The 15567-nt window shown below is 66.2% G+C and carries 17 protein-coding genes and 1 tRNA gene; 9 read left to right on the top strand and 9 right to left on the bottom strand.

The genetic code is table 11. The features are described 5' to 3' along the window. The first annotated feature begins 81 nt into the window (after positions 1 to 81). Positions 82 to 1581, top strand: coding sequence for a lipase family alpha/beta hydrolase (locus E3T23_RS04445; protein WP_198416178.1), 1500 nt, complete (start codon positions 82 to 84; stop codon positions 1579 to 1581). 60 nt (positions 1582 to 1641) lie between these two features. After that, positions 1642 to 2475, top strand: coding sequence for a shikimate 5-dehydrogenase (locus tag E3T23_RS04440; RefSeq protein WP_134369206.1), 834 nt, complete (start codon positions 1642 to 1644; stop codon positions 2473 to 2475). Between the two features lie 46 nt (positions 2476 to 2521). Here E3T23_RS04440 and E3T23_RS04435 read toward each other — a convergent pair whose 3' ends face one another. Continuing rightward, entirely contained in the window at positions 2522 to 3196 is a 675-nt protein-coding gene (locus E3T23_RS04435) for a CoA transferase subunit B (protein ID WP_134369205.1), read from the bottom strand. A 64-nt stretch (positions 3197 to 3260) separates the two neighbouring features. Then, positions 3261 to 3977 (bottom strand): CoA transferase subunit A, encoded by a 717-nt coding sequence (locus E3T23_RS04430; protein WP_134369204.1) that lies wholly within the window; start codon positions 3975 to 3977, stop codon positions 3261 to 3263. 177 nt (positions 3978 to 4154) lie between these two features. Between E3T23_RS04430 and E3T23_RS04425 the strand changes: the two genes are divergently transcribed. Continuing rightward, entirely contained in the window at positions 4155 to 4952 is a 798-nt protein-coding gene (locus E3T23_RS04425; RefSeq protein ID WP_134369203.1) for an IclR family transcriptional regulator, read from the top strand. Positions 4953 to 5222: 270 nt separating this feature from the next. On the opposite strand, the gene E3T23_RS04420 is transcribed toward E3T23_RS04425, so the two are convergent. Further along, the gene (locus E3T23_RS04420) at positions 5223 to 5900 is read right to left on the bottom strand and encodes a TetR/AcrR family transcriptional regulator C-terminal domain-containing protein (protein ID WP_241977597.1); all 678 of its coding nucleotides are present in this window, start codon (positions 5898 to 5900) and stop codon (positions 5223 to 5225) included. A 169-nt stretch (positions 5901 to 6069) separates the two neighbouring features. Between E3T23_RS04420 and E3T23_RS04415 the strand changes: the two genes are divergently transcribed. Together E3T23_RS04415 and E3T23_RS04410 are read left to right on the top strand one after the other, a co-directional pair. Further along, on the top strand, positions 6070 to 6792 hold the full coding sequence (locus tag E3T23_RS04415; RefSeq protein ID WP_134369201.1) for a DUF4386 domain-containing protein: 723 nt from the start codon (positions 6070 to 6072) through the stop codon (positions 6790 to 6792). Positions 6793 to 6855: 63 nt separating this feature from the next. Beyond that, entirely contained in the window at positions 6856 to 8082 is a 1227-nt protein-coding gene (locus E3T23_RS04410) for an NAD(P)/FAD-dependent oxidoreductase (protein ID WP_134369200.1), read from the top strand. Positions 8083 to 8142: 60 nt separating this feature from the next. Here the strand turns inward: E3T23_RS04410 and E3T23_RS04405 are convergent, their stop codons facing one another. After that, positions 8143 to 8604, bottom strand: a complete 462-nt coding sequence (locus E3T23_RS04405) for an SRPBCC domain-containing protein (RefSeq protein ID WP_166806200.1) — start codon at positions 8602 to 8604, stop codon at positions 8143 to 8145. Between the two features lie 344 nt (positions 8605 to 8948). Then, positions 8949 to 9110 carry a hypothetical protein gene (locus E3T23_RS15150; protein ID WP_166806199.1) on the bottom strand — a complete coding sequence of 54 codons (162 nt, stop codon included), beginning with the start codon at positions 9108 to 9110 and terminating at the stop codon, positions 8949 to 8951. Positions 9111 to 9388: 278 nt separating this feature from the next. Between E3T23_RS15150 and E3T23_RS04400 the strand changes: the two genes are divergently transcribed. Continuing rightward, complete coding sequence (locus tag E3T23_RS04400) at positions 9389 to 10936, top strand: bifunctional metallophosphatase/5'-nucleotidase (RefSeq protein WP_134369198.1); 1548 nt, start codon at positions 9389 to 9391, stop codon at positions 10934 to 10936. Positions 10937 to 11022: 86 nt separating this feature from the next. After that, on the top strand, positions 11023 to 11394 hold the full coding sequence (locus E3T23_RS04395) for a hypothetical protein (RefSeq protein ID WP_134369197.1): 372 nt from the start codon (positions 11023 to 11025) through the stop codon (positions 11392 to 11394). A 252-nt stretch (positions 11395 to 11646) separates the two neighbouring features. Here the strand turns inward: E3T23_RS04395 and E3T23_RS04390 are convergent. Next, positions 11647 to 11736: transfer RNA gene (locus tag E3T23_RS04390), tRNA-Ser, on the bottom strand. Between the two features lie 121 nt (positions 11737 to 11857). On the opposite strand from E3T23_RS04390, the gene E3T23_RS04385 reads away from it, so the two are divergent. Both E3T23_RS04385 and radA read left to right on the top strand, forming a co-directional pair. Further along, positions 11858 to 12787 (top strand): SGNH/GDSL hydrolase family protein, encoded by a 930-nt coding sequence (locus tag E3T23_RS04385; protein ID WP_241977596.1) that lies wholly within the window; start codon positions 11858 to 11860, stop codon positions 12785 to 12787. 9 nt (positions 12788 to 12796) lie between these two features. Then, entirely contained in the window at positions 12797 to 14161 is a 1365-nt protein-coding gene (gene radA, locus E3T23_RS04380) for a DNA repair protein RadA (protein ID WP_134369196.1), read from the top strand. 22 nt (positions 14162 to 14183) lie between these two features. Here radA and E3T23_RS04375 read toward each other — a convergent pair whose 3' ends face one another. The 3 genes from E3T23_RS04375 to E3T23_RS04365 form a co-directional block, all read right to left on the bottom strand. Beyond that, positions 14184 to 14594 (bottom strand): dehydrogenase, encoded by a 411-nt coding sequence (locus tag E3T23_RS04375; RefSeq protein ID WP_241977595.1) that lies wholly within the window; start codon positions 14592 to 14594, stop codon positions 14184 to 14186. A gap of 92 nt (positions 14595 to 14686) precedes the next feature. Then, positions 14687 to 15319: a hypothetical protein gene (locus E3T23_RS04370; RefSeq protein ID WP_134369194.1), complete on the bottom strand. Its 633-nt coding sequence runs from the start codon at positions 15317 to 15319 to the stop codon at positions 14687 to 14689. 53 nt (positions 15320 to 15372) lie between these two features. Continuing rightward, the coding region (locus E3T23_RS04365; RefSeq protein WP_134369193.1) for an LPXTG cell wall anchor domain-containing protein at positions 15373 to 15567 on the bottom strand (195 nt) is incomplete at its 5' end.

The following is a 15567-nucleotide window of genomic DNA, read 5'->3' as shown; positions in this document are numbered from 1 at the left end:
CACTCTTGCCGTCCGCCTCCGGTCGTGTCACCCTGACCGGCACTGGGCCCTGCCGCAAAGCGTGACATGAATGGAGACCCGATGAGCGAGCGCTACCCCGTCATCTATGTGCGTGGTTTTGCCGGCGGCCAGAATGCCATGGACGACGCGGCAGATGATCCGTTCTACGGTTTCAACGAGGGCTCGACCCATGTGCGGGTGGGGGCCGGCGGGCAGCCGAGGTTCTATCAGTACGAGGGTCCGCTGCTGCGACTGGTCAAGGACCAGCAGTACCGGATCGAAGTGGCCGGCAGCCAGCAGAACGTCCTGATCAATGCCGATCCTGGCTCGCTGGAACCGGACTCCGTCTGGATCTACCGGTTCTACGACGCCGCGGCGGGCACATTCGGCGTCGAGCCGCAATCGTACGACATCGGCCGCGCGGCCAAGGGGCTCGTCGATTTCATCGACCTGGTGCGGGCCAAGACCCGCGGCGCACCACCGGTCTACCTCGTGGCCCACTCCATGGGTGGGCTGATCTGCCGCACCGCCCTGCAGCGCGAACTGGCCGACCCCGCCGAAGCCGTGTCGAAGCTCTGCACGATCGGAACCCCGCATGGAGGCATCTCCCCCGAGCTGGGTGGGCCGATCGGCGGCTGGATCATGGACCGGTTCGGCCCGCTGGGCAGCGATATCTTCGCCCCCCGGCACATGCAGGAATACATGCTTCCGGACGGCCACGACTTCGCCCGGGAGACCGACCCGAAGACGGGCCGGTGGGACCCCAGGCGCATGGTGGGCACTTTCCCACCCTCCCGCATCCTGAGCATCGTCGGCACGAATTCGCGGGACTATTCCGTGGCCGCCGGGCTGTCGTCCGCGGTCATGGGCGTGCAGAGCGATGGCCTGGTCGCGGTCCGCAACGCCTACGTTTACGGGGCCGCACGGGCTTACATCCACCGCTCCCACTCGGGTCGATACGGCCTGGTCAATTCCGAGGAAACGTACCAGAATCTCTCCCGCTTCCTGTTCGGCGGGTTGCGGGTGGAGGTCGGCCTGCACGGGCTGGAGCTCGATCGCAAGGACCGTATCTGGCAGGGCGAGGCCAGGCTGGCCATCCGTGGCGTGCCCGTGTTGATTCATGAGCAAACGGCCGATCACTATTGCCCGATTGATTTGAACGCCACGGAGAAGGGCATTTCCGGGCCCATGTCACCGTTGCCGCTGCTGACGATCTTCCTGCAGCCGAAGAACGTGCGCAAATGCCGCTACGCCCTCGACCTCAAGATCATCTCGCTCAAGGAAACGGGCGGCATCCTCGGATTCGGGGACCATCTCGAGCAGATCGCGGACTGGCAGGACACGCTCATCGTCGACGTCGAGGTGAACGACAACGGCGCGGCCAGAAGCGTGACCTGGGAGTGGAACAGCACCCTGGTCGGCCGGATCGCCGAACAGGCAGAACTGCCCAACGAGCTCGACTGGGCACCAGGAAAGTCCGCCGACGGGCAGTGGCAGCTGCCGGTCCCCATCCCGCTGATGGGGCAGGCTGTGCTGGGCCGCGACGCGCGCCTCCAGCTCGGCATCAGCCTGTGGGCGTGAGCGGCCCCGCAGGAGTTCAGGGTTGCAGGGGTTCCCGTTCGCGCTCCTAAGCTGGAAACCATGACCCTGCAACCCCTGCTCAACAAAGACACCCGCATGTGCATTTCCCTCGCCGCCCGGCCCAGCAATTTCGGCACGCGCTTCCACAACTACCTCTACGCGGAGCTGGGGCTCGATTTCGTCTACAAGGCGTTCACCACGACGAATCTCGCCGCCGCGATCGGCGGGGTGCGTGCGCTGGGCATCCGTGGCTGCTCCGTCTCGATGCCCTTCAAGGAAGACGTCATCGCGCTGGTGGACGAAATGGACGCCTCGGCGAGCGCCATCGCGTCGATCAACACGATCGTCAACGACGACGGATGTCTGCGGGCCTCGAACACCGACTACATCGCCGCCGCCGATCTGATTCGAGCGCGCGGCATCGATCCGGCCACCCCGTTCCTGCTTCGCGGCAGCGGCGGGATGGCGAAGGCCGTCGCCGCCGCCTTTCGCGATTCCGGGTTCGAGCACGGCACCCTGATCGCCCGGAACGAAGCCAGGGGGCAGGCGCTCGCCGCCGAGCTCGGCTACCGTTGGGCGGCCGAGCCGGCCGGTCTCACCGCGCCGCTGCTCGTCAACGTCACCCCGATCGGGATGACGGGCGGGGCCGAGGCGAACGACCTGTCCTATTCCGCTGAGACGATCGCCGACGCGACCACCGTGTTCGACGTTGTGGCATTGCCCGCCGAGACGCCGCTCATCCTCGCCGCGCGTGCGGCAGGGAAAACCGTGATCACGGGAGCCGAGGTCATCGCGCTCCAGGCGGCGGAACAATTCGAGCGCTATACCGGGGTGCGCCCGACGCCGGAGCAGGTTGCCGCGGCATCCGCCTTCGCCCGCGCTCACGCGGGGTAACGCGCGCCTGGGGCCTTTCAGGAGCGGAACTCCGTGCCGGTCCGGCTCAGGCGGTCGCCCCGTTCAGGTCGGCGTTCAGGTCGACGTCGACGGTGACGGTGAAGTCCGGCTCTGTCGTGGCCCGGACCTCCTCGACGGTGACGCCGGGAGCCAGCCGCCGCAGCAGGAGTCCGGCATCCGTCACATCGAAGACGGCAATGTCGGAGATGATCCGGTCGACGACCTTCAGACCGGTCAGAGGGAGGGTGCACTCGTCGACGATTTTCGCCGAGCCGTCCCGCGCCGTGTGCTCGGTGAGCACGATCACGCGGGGCGTTCCGGCGACGAGGTCCATCGCGCCGCCCATCCCCTTGACCATCTTTCCCGGGATGGTCCAGTTGGCCAGGTCGCCCCGGCCCGAGACCTGCATGGCGCCGAGAATGGCCACCTGGATGTGACCGCCGCGAATCATGCCGAACGAGGCCGAGGAGTCGAAGATCGAACCGCCGGGCTGCACCGTGACGGTCTGCTTGCCGGCGTTGATGAGGTCGGCATCCTCCTCGCCCTCGAACGGGAACGGGCCCATGCCGAGCAGCCCGTTCTCGCTCTGCAGCGTCACCTGCACGCCCTCCGGCAGGTTGTTCGCGACGAGCGTCGGGATGCCGATGCCCAGGTTCACGTAGTCGCCGTCGCTCAGTTCCTCGGCCGCGATCGCGGCCATCTCATCGCGCGTCCATGCCATGGTCTGACTCCTTGCAGTCGGTGGGTCGTCGGTGAAGTCGGTGGGTTTCGGAGGCGCGGGACCGTCAGGACGGCACGGCCGCGGGGCGCGGGCGCACCGTGCGCTGCTCGATGTCCTTGATCCGATTCGAGGCCTGCACCAGCCGCTGCACGAACACCCCTGGCGTCACCACGTCGTGCGGATCGATCTCGCCACGCGGCACGATCACCTCCGCCTCGGCGATCGTCACGCGGCCGGCGGTCGCCACCACCGGGTTGAAGTTGCGGGCGGTGTAGCGGTAGACGAGATTGCCCTCGGTGTCGGCCCGATAGGCGTGCACGAGGGAGACATCCGCGATGATCGCCCGTTCCTGCAGGTAGGTCTCCCCGTCGAAATCGGCCAGCGGCTTGCCCTCGGCGATCAGGGTTCCCACGCCGGTTTTCGTGTAGAACGCGGGGATGCCGGCCCCGCCGGCGCGCAGCCGCTCCGCCAGGGTGCCCTGCGGGCTGAACTCCACCTCGAGCCGGCCGTCGAGCAGTTGCTCGGCGAAGAGCTTGTTCTCGCCCACATAGGAGGCGATCACGCGTCGCACCTGCCCGGCCTCGAGCAGCACGCCGAGGCCCTTGCCGTCGACGCCCATGTTGTTGGACACCACGGTGAGATCTTTCACACCGGATGCCCGCACGGCGTCGATCAGGTCGGCCGGGATGCCGCTGAGACCGAAGCCCCCGACGGCCAGTGTCATGCCGTCGCGGAGGACGTCGCCGAGAGCTTCGCTTGCGCTGGACCGGACCTTGGTCATGGAATTCTCCTCGTTGAGCATCCGTGAATTTATCCATTTTGTGGACAGGACATCTGTCCGTCATGTTAGGTGGCTTCCCGCGGAGCTGTCAATCACGGCGATCAGGCCTGATTCATTGGGTATCCACGGCATGAACACTAGTCTTGCTTTCATCCACATTATGGACAGGAGTCGCCCATGACCGGCATCACACGTCATCAGTCCGTGCCCGTGCAGGGAGCCCAGGTGGTCACCCGGATCGCCCGCATCCTGCAGCTCGTGGGGCGCAATCCCGCCGGGACTCCCCTGGCCGAGATCGTGCGGGATTCCGGGCTGACCCGCCCTACCGTGCACCGGCTGCTGAGTTCTCTGGCCGCCGCGGGCCTGCTCGACCATGACCCGGTCCGGCACACCTGGCACTACGGGCCGGAGATCTTCGTGATGGGCACAGTCGCCGCACACCGCTACCCGATCGAGGAGTTGGCGCGGCCGAGCCTGCTCCGACTCACGGAGGAGACCGGCGAAAGCGCGTTCCTCTCCATCCGGCGCGGCGCGGAAACCGTCTGTCTGCTGCGCGAGGAGGGCAGTTTTCCGATTCGGTCCTTCGTGCTGCACGAGGGGCTCCGTCTGCCGCTCGGGGTCGCGTCGGCGGGGCTGGCCATTCTCGCCTACCTGCCGGAGCCCGAGATCGAGCAGCTCCTCGTGCAGGACGCCGCCTTCGTCGAACGCTGGGGCGAGAACCACTCGCCCCAGGCCATCCGGGCCAATCTGGAGCAGATCCGGATCACCGGCTATTCGGTCAACCCGGGGCTCATCCTGGAGGGCAGCTGGGGCATGGGCGCGGCGATCTTCGACCGGTCCGGCCAGCCCGGCTGGGCGCTGTCACTGACCGGAATTGAGCGTCGTTTCACGCCGGATCGACGCGAGATGCTCGGCCAGCTGCTACTCGAGGAAGCCAGCCGCATCACCCAGTCCCTGCAGCGCGCTCGCGTCTAGGCGCCCGTGTGCAGGCGGCCACGTTTAGGCGCCCGCCAGCGGTCGCTCCCGCCCCGCGGCGACCTGAAGATTCGCCGAACTGTGAGTAACGCCCCTGAAAACTCACGGAAAGGGGGCCGAACTCACGGTTCGGCGGGCGGACCGGGCGCCACAAGCTCTCGTTGCCTGCCCCGGAAAACGATGAATGGTTTCCGAAATCTCGGCGGCCATTCATCGTGGAACGAGTTGACCTTTGCCGACGTCGGCTCGGGCGTCGCCCGCACCATCGAGCTATCGCGCGGACGTCCATCCCCGCCGATGAAGTTGTTCAAATCCGTCCAGCAGCAGATCGAGCGCGAACTCGAACTCGAATTGGTCATCGCAGCCGCGTCCGACAACAGAGTCGTTGTCGTGCGGTGTCGCTCTGGCGATCGTCACGATGTTTGGGTAGAGCGCGGCCATGTGCGCGAACAGCTCCGCCTGAGCGTCGGGGCTCGCCAGCGGTTGGGCATCGGCTTTCGGATTGGCTGAACCATCGAACAGCTCCTGTGTGAATCCCCACATCCGGCCGCCGAGCGCGTGCATCACGTGGTGGGCCAGGTCGGGGGTGAACCCACCGGCCAGGAAGATGCCAGCGAACGAGTCCTGGTATTCCAACACGGCGGGCGTCGGTTTTATCCGCGACTCGATGGCCTGGCGTGCCCAGCGATGACGTTGGAGGGCGCTCCTGGCAGACAACACACGTCGCCGGATGGCGTCCTGCCAGCCGGTGTCGAGAGCGGGAGGGTCGATCTCTCGAACGATGTCCTCGACCATTCCATCGAGCAGGTCCTCCTTGTCGGCGACGTGTTTGTACAGCGCCATGGGCACGACGCCCAACTCCTGTGCGAGTCGACGCATGCTCAGCGCATCGATGCCGATCTCATCCGCAAGGGTGACGGCCGCCTCGAGCACACGCTCGCGGTTCAACCGCACCCGCCTCGGGACTTCAGTTTGCTGGCCCAATGAGTCCTTCCAATGCCGCAGACCGTCATTTATTGACAAGTGTACGGGGTACACCCTACACTGCCACGAAGAGGCGTACGTCGTACACTTCATTCCGACTGCTTACCACCCACTCCAATCCGAAGGGAACGTCATGAACTTATACAGACCGACCGCCGTCATCGCCGGTGTGTTCTTCCTGCTCACCGAAGTGGGCGCAATTGTAGGAGCCTCCCTCTACAGTCCGATCCGAGATGTCGGCGATTACATCACCGGCGCCGGCCCGGATGGCTCGATCCTCCTCGGCCTGCTCTTCGAACTGCTCCTGGTGATTGCCGCCGTCGGGACCGCCGTCACGCTGTACCCGATTCTGAAGCGGCAACATGAGGGGTTAGCGCTGGCGTTCGTCGCCGCCCGCGTGCTGGAGGCAGCGATCATCCTGGTCGGGACTCTGAGCCTTCTGACAATTGTTTCGCTTCGCCAGCAGTTCGCTGGAAGCCTGGACGCCGACCCCGCCACACTCTCCACCATCGGCTCCACGCTCGTGGCCCTGCGCGACTGGACTTACCTGCTCGGACCGAACTTCGCCCTCGGTGCCGCTTCACTGTTCCTCGCTTGGCTCATGTACACGTCCCGCCTGGTGCCCCGTGGCATCGCCGTGCTCGGGCTCGTCGGCGGGTCGTTGATCAGCCTCTCCGCGATCGCCGTGATGCTCGGCCTCTATGGCCAGTTCTCCACCCTCGGCCTCGTCGTAGCGCTTCCGGTATTCGCGTGGGAGTTGTCTCTCGCCGTGTGGCTCATCGCCAAGGGCTTCAAGCCGGTGAGCATCCTCGCCACTCCCGCCACTCCCGCCACTCCGCTCGCAGCCGCGCGATAAGGGCCGGGACTGTCGGCGCACTACCCCGCTCATCCCGGCATCCGCCGCCAAAGATAGGACGACATGAATACCACCAAAACAGTTGCCATTATCGGGGCCGGGTATGCCGGCGTGTTGGCAGCCAACCGCCTGCAAGCATCGCTCACAGCGGCTGAACGACTCGGCGTGAGCATAGTGATGGTCAACCCGCGGGCGGTTTTCATCGACCGGATCCGACTCCACCAACTGGCAGCCGGAACCACGGACGCTGCCGCTATCCCCCTGGACCACGTTCTCCACCGTGACGTCGATGTCATCGTGGGTGAAGTCGCCCGAATCCTGCCGCTTCGGAACAGCATCGTGATCGCAGCATCCGAAGGCTCAATCGACCTGGCGTACGACGTCCTGATTTACGCCGTCGGCAGCGGCGCTCCCCCGTCGGTCCCGGGAGGCGCCTTCTCCCATTCGGTGGGAACTCACGCGGGCGCTTTTGCGGTGCGGGAAGTCGTTCGGAAACTTGAACCGGGCAATCGAATTGTTATCGTCGGCGGCGGTGCCACTGGAGTGGAAGTGGCATCGGAACTTTCGGAACAGAACCCTCAGCTGGACATAAGTCTTCTTTCAGCGGGACAGTTGCTGAGTTCGATGCCGCAGCGAGGCCGGAAGTACGTCAAGAGGAAATTGGCGTCCCTCAACGTGAAGGTCACCGAGAACGAGCGCGTTGTTCACGTGGGCGTGGGCTTCGTGGGGCTTGAAGGCGGGCGGAAGATTCGAAGCGACCTGACGATCTGGGCCGGGTCCTTCACGGTGCCCGCGCTGGCGTGCGAGAGCGCTCTGGCTGTGGATGCCGCGGGGAGGCTGCTGGTCTCGGAAACTCTGCAGCACCAGGAGTATCCCAACATCATCGGAGCCGGAGACTCCGTCAGCGTGCAAGGCGGCGCGGGGAATCATCTGCGCATGGGGTGCGCGGTAGCTGCTCCGATGGGCGGCCATGCCGCCGTCACCGCGTTGGCCTACCTTCGCTCCGAGCCGTACACCGCACTGTCCATCGGTTTCTTCATTCGATGCCTCAGTCTCGGACGACGCAGTGGATTCATTCAACACGTGGGCAAGGACGACGTTCCAAAGAGGCTCCAGTTGTCCGGGCGTGCGGGAGCGTGGGTGAAGGAACGCATCTGCGTCGGGGTCATTTCGGGAATCCAGAAGGAACGCACTTCACCAGGTTCTTACTGGACGGTTCCTGCGCCCGGTGGTTCGCGTGCCGCTGCCGCAAACGTTCACGTCGGACCCGGAATTGAAGACGGCCGTTGAATCCCTGATGCCCTGAGTCAGGCTGGCCCACTCGTCGAGCGACTCCCCCGTAATCGTGAACTACTGGGTGACACCCTCGAGTAGGAGCGCGAGTTCGTCGAGTTCGACGTCCCAGCCCTCGCGGTTCTGCTCAAGACGTTCGCGACGGTAGCGGGTGCCGCCGGGGAGTGTGTCGAAGCCCGATTCGATCACCGTGACATCCGTCCCGGTACCAGCATCGGCGATGGTGAAGCGCACGTGCGTCGAGTACTCGTCGAGTTCTTCGGCGGGGATGCCCGACCAACGGAAACCGAACGAGCCGTCGGGCACCACCTCGGTGATTTCGATCGGGAAGCTGCCGTAATCATCCCAGTCGATGCTGCCAGTAGCACCGGGCTCGAGCGCGGCGAACACCACACCGTCTCCGAACCACTGGACCATCACCTCGGGGTCGGTCAGTGCCTTCCAGACGCGCGTGCGCGAGGCCTCGATGTGCACGGTGCGGGTCACGGTGTGGCCCTTGATTCTTGCGTGATCAGACACGGTGTTTCCTTCACGTTCGAGCCGAGCGCGACGGGACATTGCCCGCCGCGCGGCGCGTGAACTAGTTCCGCACACGCGCCTCATCGAGCGTACCCATGATTGCGTATCTGTTCACGGGCGGGAGAACTCCGTGAACGCGAGTGGCAACGCATCAGAGGTCGGCCTGAGTTCCTTGCCTACCATGCCACGCAGGCAACACAAGGCAAACCGACCGCACCAACGGGCATGGGCCCGGTACGGGCGACCACTCGACGCCGGGACCGCGACGGTCACTCCAACTACAAGGCGAAATGGCCGCTCAAGGTGCTCAGCAGGCCATAGGGGACTTTTGAGGCTGACAGGGGTTACGCGGTGGCACCGACCCATTGCTTATCCCAGTTTTGTCCAGATCCGCTGGTGATGATTTTTGCGACTGGGGTCTGCTCGATCACGATAGTCAGAACGTGATACGGCGTGAGAACTGCCTCTTGAAGCGCAGGGGCGTCTTCCAACTTCTCGACGATCACGCCTTGATCTCCTGCTTCGTCGATTCCGATGCGCTTCCTGTGGCTCTTGTGGTTTGAAGCGTCGTTGAAAGTCCGCGGTCGGCGTCACCGTTCTTGCACCGTGTAGTAACGACCGGACCATCAGGAGTTCCGCTATTTTGGAAGCCGCCGCGCTCGAAAGTGTGCAGTCAGTTGTTAATCAGTAGAACGCTGAAATGACCTTGGCAGGACAGGTCACGTTAACACCCTGCGGGGACCTTGGTCGGGTACGCACGCTCCGAATTCGAAGGGACCACACCTTGCCTCGCCCACTGATCCGGCTCCTGTCCATTCCGGCCCTTGCGATAGTGCTGTCGGCGTCTGCACCGGCCCAGGCCCAGGCCGCCCCGCCCGATCAGGCCGCAGATGCCGACAACCCGCGCGCGTCGAATTCCGCGACCCTGCTGTATTTCAACGACGCCCACGAGATCGGCCCGGTACTCTCCGGCGGACAGGACCGCGGCGGTGTCGCCCGTCTCTCCACTGCGATCGACACGGTGCGTGAAGACAACCCGGCGACATCCGTCGTCTTCGGCGGCGACCTGGCCGGAGGCACGCTCTTCGGCGGGCTTTACAAGGGGTTCCCGATGGTCGACGCCTTCAACAAGATCGGCGTAGACCTCGCCAACTTCGGCCAGCACGACTTCGACTTCGGGATCGATAACGCCCGCGAGCTCGTTGCCGCGTCGGAGTTTCCGTGGATCACCTCCAACCTGGTCGACGCTGAGGGCGAGCCGTTCGTGGCGGGAGGCACGTGGGAGGTCCAACGCATCGGCAAGGTGCGAGTGGGCTTCATCGGCCTGACCGACGCCATCGATACGACCTTGGCCAGCGACCAACTCGACGAGACCGATCCCGTCGAAGCCGCACGGGCCGCCGTGGCCGACATGACAGCGACAGAGAAGGTGGACGTCGTGGTGGCAGTGACTCAGCACTCGATGGACGACAACCGGGTGCTGGCGCAGGCCGTACCGGAGATCGATGCCATCTTCGGCGAGGAGATGGCTGAGTACGAGTCCGTCATCTCCTACTCCGGCAGAGTCCCTCTGATGGCGCCCGAGGGGAACATCGGCTCGCTCATCCGGCTCGACATCACCAAAGAGGGCGGCGAGTACATCGTCACCCCGTCCGTGATCGAGGTGGACCACACGGTCACCCCGGACCCGAGTCTGCGCCAGCTCGAGAAATTCTACGAGGCCGATATGGCGGCCAACCTCTCCACGGTCCTCGCCACTGTCCAGACCCCGCTGCTCAACCCTGATAACGCCGCCCGCCGCCAGGAAACAGCTCTCGGCAACTGGGTAGCGGATGCCTTCCGCGCGTACCACGGCACCCAGATCGGGTGGATGAATGGTGGTGGCCTGCGCGCAGAGGCACCAGGGCCGGACTTCACCACGCGGGACGCGTACTCCATCGCACCCTTCGATAACAAAGTCATGGTGGTGCAGGCGTCCGGGGCCGGAATCGTCGCAGCACTCGAGCAGGGCGTTGGACACGTGGACATTCTGGGAGGCGGCTTCCCCCAGGTGTCGGGGATTTCCTACTCCTACTCCCCCAGTGCTGCCGTCGGCTCACGCGTAAGCGACGTCCGGGTCGCCGGGGAACCGATCGACGTCGCATCCACGTACTCGGTGGCGGTAACAAACTACGTCGTCGGTGGCGGCGACGGCGTGGCCGGGTTCTCGGGAGGATCAGTGCTGGTCCCAGCTTCGGGAGCGCCAAGCGACGCCGAGGCGATCATGGCCCACGCAAAGTCGCTCGGCGTCGTCAACGCGACGACGGAGGGACGGATCACCGTCCTGCCGTAAGACCGACGCCGAATCCGGCGGCCTCGCGCACGGCGGTGCACTCACGCTCAGCGCGGCAGCCCTCCACGCAGGATCCATAGTCGTCCGTGGAATGGTCCGACGCCTACCGCATCGGTCGCAACACTGATGAGAGCTACCACGGATACGTGAAGGACGCCGGACATGAATCGCTTGACATCTCCTCGCGCCGTCGCATCCGCGGCTTCGCTGCCCAACAAGTCCTGGCCACGATGCTGCTGGTCTCCGGCAACATCAGAAAAATCATCAAGTTCCTGACCGATCGCGCAGAACCGGTAGCGCAACGGACGTCCGCCGCGCTCAAGGGCATGGGCCCCGTCAGAAAGACAGCGAGACGCCGCGACCGCGAAGGCCATTCCAACTACAAGGCGAATTGGCCGCTCAAGCTACTCCCCGGTTCCCCCGACGGCGCAGAACTCTCGGTACCCTTGCGAACCTAGCCGCAAGGGTCTGCCTGACATAGCAAACCAAAGCAAGCCCGGGCAATCCGTAGCGCTGAAAAACGGTCAACCACAGGATCAGAGTCGCGAATTCTCGCTTCGGCGACAGTCCCGAGTACTTCCGAGGGGAAACCGCCCGTCCCCACAACGAAAACAGCCCCGGAAACAACGAATGGCCTCCGAAATCTCGGAGGCCATTCGTTTTGGAACGAGTTCTAGGAACAGAATCAGCCAGTTCCAAGAACAACCCTGTGGCGGTACCGGTGGGATTTGAACCCACGGTGGAGTCTCCCCCACACAACTTTTCGAGAGTTGCACCTTCGGCCGCTCGGACACGGTACCGAGGGAGAGTTTAGTTGAGATCGGGGGCCTTGCGCGAATCGCGATGCGGACATCCGTGCCTGAATAGCCCTGAACGCCCCCTGACCAGCGGGAACCCAGCGCGGAGCGGTATTCTCACCGGGTGATAACCGCGACCCACTGGCCCCGTTCCCTCGCCCTGACAGCCGGCGCCCTGGCCACGGCGGCCGGTATCGGCGCCGCCGCCCTATTCAACTACCGGGGCTTTCAGCGTCGTATCGCCGAGAGCTCGGTGATGCTCAATGAGACCCTGCCGGTGCACTCGCTCTGGTGGCGCACCCGCGCCAAAGACAAGGGCGAGCTGCTTTACGTCGTCATCGGAGACAGCGCCGCGCAGGGCATCGGGGCGAGTTCCCCGCACCGCGGGTATGTCGGAATCCTGACCGATCACATCCGTCTGGCCACCGGCCGCTCGGTGCGCGTGGTGAACCTGAGCGTGTCGGGCGCGACGGTCGAGCTGGCCGTGCGCGACCAGCTGCCCAATTTCGTCAAGCTCACTCCCGACATCGTCACGGTCGCGATCGGAGCCAACGACATCGCCCTCTGGGACGCCGTCGTCTTCGAGTCCGGGATCCGGCAGATCTTCCAGGCACTGCCCCCGCACGCGCTGGTGGCCGAGCTGCCCTGTTTCCACCTGCCCCGCAACGAACGGATGGTCGCCGTCGCCAACCGCATCATCCGCCAGGTGGCCGCGGAGCACCGGCTGACCGTGGTGCCGCTGCACGCCACGACGAAGCGGCTCGGGCTGCGCAGCGTCGCCACGCATGTCGCGGGCGACCTGTTCCACCCCAATAACCGCGGCTACCGGGCCTGGGCCGATGCGTTTCTGCCGGCGCTGAGCACCCATCTGGTGCGGGGCATCCGGCCCGCCGCGCCTGCCGACGCCGCCGCCGCCGCGCCTGCCGATCTGGCCTCCTCCGCTCCCATCCTGCGCTCGTCCGCGCCTGCCGGCCTGTCCTCCCCCGCTCCGGAACCGGCGCCGGCGCCGGTCATCGGCACCCCGGAAACGGGTGGTGTCGGCGGCCCGAGCTAGGCTCGCAGAATGGCCAGACCCGTTTCCTCCTTCCGCTGCACCGAGTGTGGCTGGACCACCCTGAAATGGGCGGGCCGCTGCGGCGAATGCCAGCAGTGGGGCACCGTGGTGGACACCACCGAGAAGGCGAGCCTGGCGCGCGCGCTCAAGCCGGCCAGCGTCAGCGGCGCGGGCATCGCCCGCCCGATCACGCACGTCGACACCACGGCCGTTTCGCACTGGCCCACCGGCATCGCCGAGTTCGACCGGGTGCTGGGCGGCGGAATCGTGCCGGGTTCGGTCATCCTGCTCAGCGGTGAGCCCGGCGTCGGCAAGTCGACGCTGCTGCTCGAGGTGGCCTCCAAGGCTGCGGCCGCCAAGTCGCGCGTGCTCTACGTCAGCGCCGAGGAGTCGGTCAGCCAGGTGCGCCTGCGCGCCGAGCGCACCGGGGCCCTGCAGCCCGAGCTCTACATCGCCGCCGAGACCGACCTGGCCACCATCCTCGGCCAGATCGACGCCGTGCAACCCAACCTCGTCATCGTCGACTCGGTGCAGACGGTGGCCAGCTCACTCTCCGATGGCCTCGCAGGCATGCCCAGCCAGGTCCGAGAGGTGGCCTCCACGCTGATCCGGGTCGCCAAAGACCGCAACCTGCCCATCCTGCTCGTCGGGCACGTCACCAAAGACGGCTCGATCGCCGGGCCCCGACTGCTCGAACACCTCGTCGACGTGGTGTGCCAGTTCGAGGGCGACCGGCAGACGGCGCTGCGCTTCGTGCGCGCGCTGAAAAATCGGTTCGGCTCGACCGACGAGGTGGGCTGCTTCGAGATGACCGGCGACGGCATCGCCGAGGTGCCCGACCCCAGCGCACTGTTCCTCAGCCGCGGCTCCACCCCCGTGTCCGGCACCTGCGTCACGGTGGCACTCGAGGGCCGGCGGGCGATGCCGGTCGAAGTGCAGGCTCTCGTGATCAAGACCCAGGCCCCGAACCCCCGCCGTGTCACCAACGGGGTGGACTCCTCACGGGTGGCGATGCTCCTCGCCGTGCTGGAGCGCCGGGCGAGCCTGTCGGGGCTGGGCAGCATGGATGTCTACGTGTCGACCGTAGGCGGCATCCGTCTCACGGAGCCGGCCGCCGACCTCGCCATTGCCCTCGCCATCGCGTCGGCGTTCAAGGACAAGCCCATCGCCCAGGGGGCAGTGGCATTCGGTGAGATCAGCCTCGCGGGCGAGGTGCGGCCGGTGTCCGCGGCCAAGCTGCGCGCGGCCGAGGCCGCCCGTCTCGGCTTCACCATCCGCCTCGATGCCGAGGCCGGGGCGATCGGCACCGCGGTGGCCGCGGCGATCGCGACCGGCCAGTCCTCATGGGACTCCGAGCTCGACCGCGCGTTTTAGCCGCGTGCGCCCGGTCGGGCGGCTACTGGCCGGGCTCTGCCTCGCCGGGCAGCGGGCCGAGGGCGCGCATCAGGTCTGCCGGTGCGGCCTGCATCACGTGGGGACCGGCGATGTCGAAGAACACCATTTCGAGCACCTGCTGGTGCACGGTGAGGAACTCGCGGAGCCACTGCGCGTCACCGACCATGACCTGCGGATCGACCTCGTCGGGCACCATGCGGGCGTAGTTCTCGGCCGAAGAGAAGAGCAGCAGCATCCGTCGTTCGGTGCCCTCACGGCCGAAGACACGCACCTGTTCCGCCTTGCCGTTGACGACCAGTTGCGGAACGATCATCACCTCATTGCGGAGGGCATAGGCCACGGCGACCACATCCTGTGCGGCCAGAGCGGCGGCGAGGGCCGGGGAATTCGTCGGTGGAGTCGCGTCAGTCACGGCTTCCATTCAACCAGTTGACCCGGCGCGGTCTCGACACACCGGGCCTCCGGACGGCGCGCCACGAGCGAACGTCGGGGTCTCGACCACCCTCAGGAGAGGAAGAACTGCTTCGGGGTGGCCGAATCGATGCCGTCGACGGTGACGCTCAGGTTGTAGGCCGCTCCCCCGGCCGGCGCCGCATCGCGGGTGGCGTCGCCGCAGGTCTCCGGGCCCGAGCGGGTGCGGTCCCACGCGATCGCCGCCCCGGAACTCAGGGGTTTGCCCGGTTGCAGGATGATGTCGGCGTCGCTCGCCTCCTGCTGGCAGTCGGTCGACGTCCAGTAGACATCCGGACCGCTCGACACCGTGAAGACCTGCGTCGCCGTGCCCGCGTTCAGCACGCACGGTTCGTCGCCGATGTTGGTGACGCTGAGTGAGAGCATCGGCTGAGCCCCCGGCTCGTAGTTGACCTTGTCGGTGGTCGCTTCGACCTGCACGGATGCCGGGTCGCACTTGAGCGGGTCGGCCGCCGGTGCGGAGGCGGAGGCTTTCGCTGCCGCCGACGTGGCCTCAGCCGTCGGCGTGCCGCTCGGCTCGCCGTCACCGGCGGCCGGGCGCACGATGTTCAGGACGATCAGGATGAGGAGGACAAGCACGAGGAGCAGGCCCAGGCCCACCACGAGACGACGGCGCCGGTACACCTTGCTGGGCTGGGAGCCGACCGGATGTTTGATCGTCGACATGACCCAAGGCTAGCGAGGTGTACCGGCGCCGCCGGCAATGCTGTGCGTGTCGGCTACGATTCTCCGAATTCCGCGCGGCGACGGCGTGCGAGCAGCAGCCCGCCGAGGAGCAGCATCAGCGTTCCACCGGCCACCAGGGGTGCCAGCTCGACTCCGGTGCGGGCGAGACCGCCCTGGCCCGAACCCGCGCCCGTGGAGGCGGCGGGTGCCGGCGTGGCCGGCGTGGCCGGCGTGCCCGGCGTGGCCGG

The sequence above is a fragment of the Cryobacterium cheniae genome, from assembly GCF_004403395.1.
GTDB classification, from domain to species: domain Bacteria; phylum Actinomycetota; class Actinomycetes; order Actinomycetales; family Microbacteriaceae; genus Cryobacterium; species Cryobacterium cheniae.
This window is presented reverse-complemented; position numbering and strand designations above follow the sequence as displayed.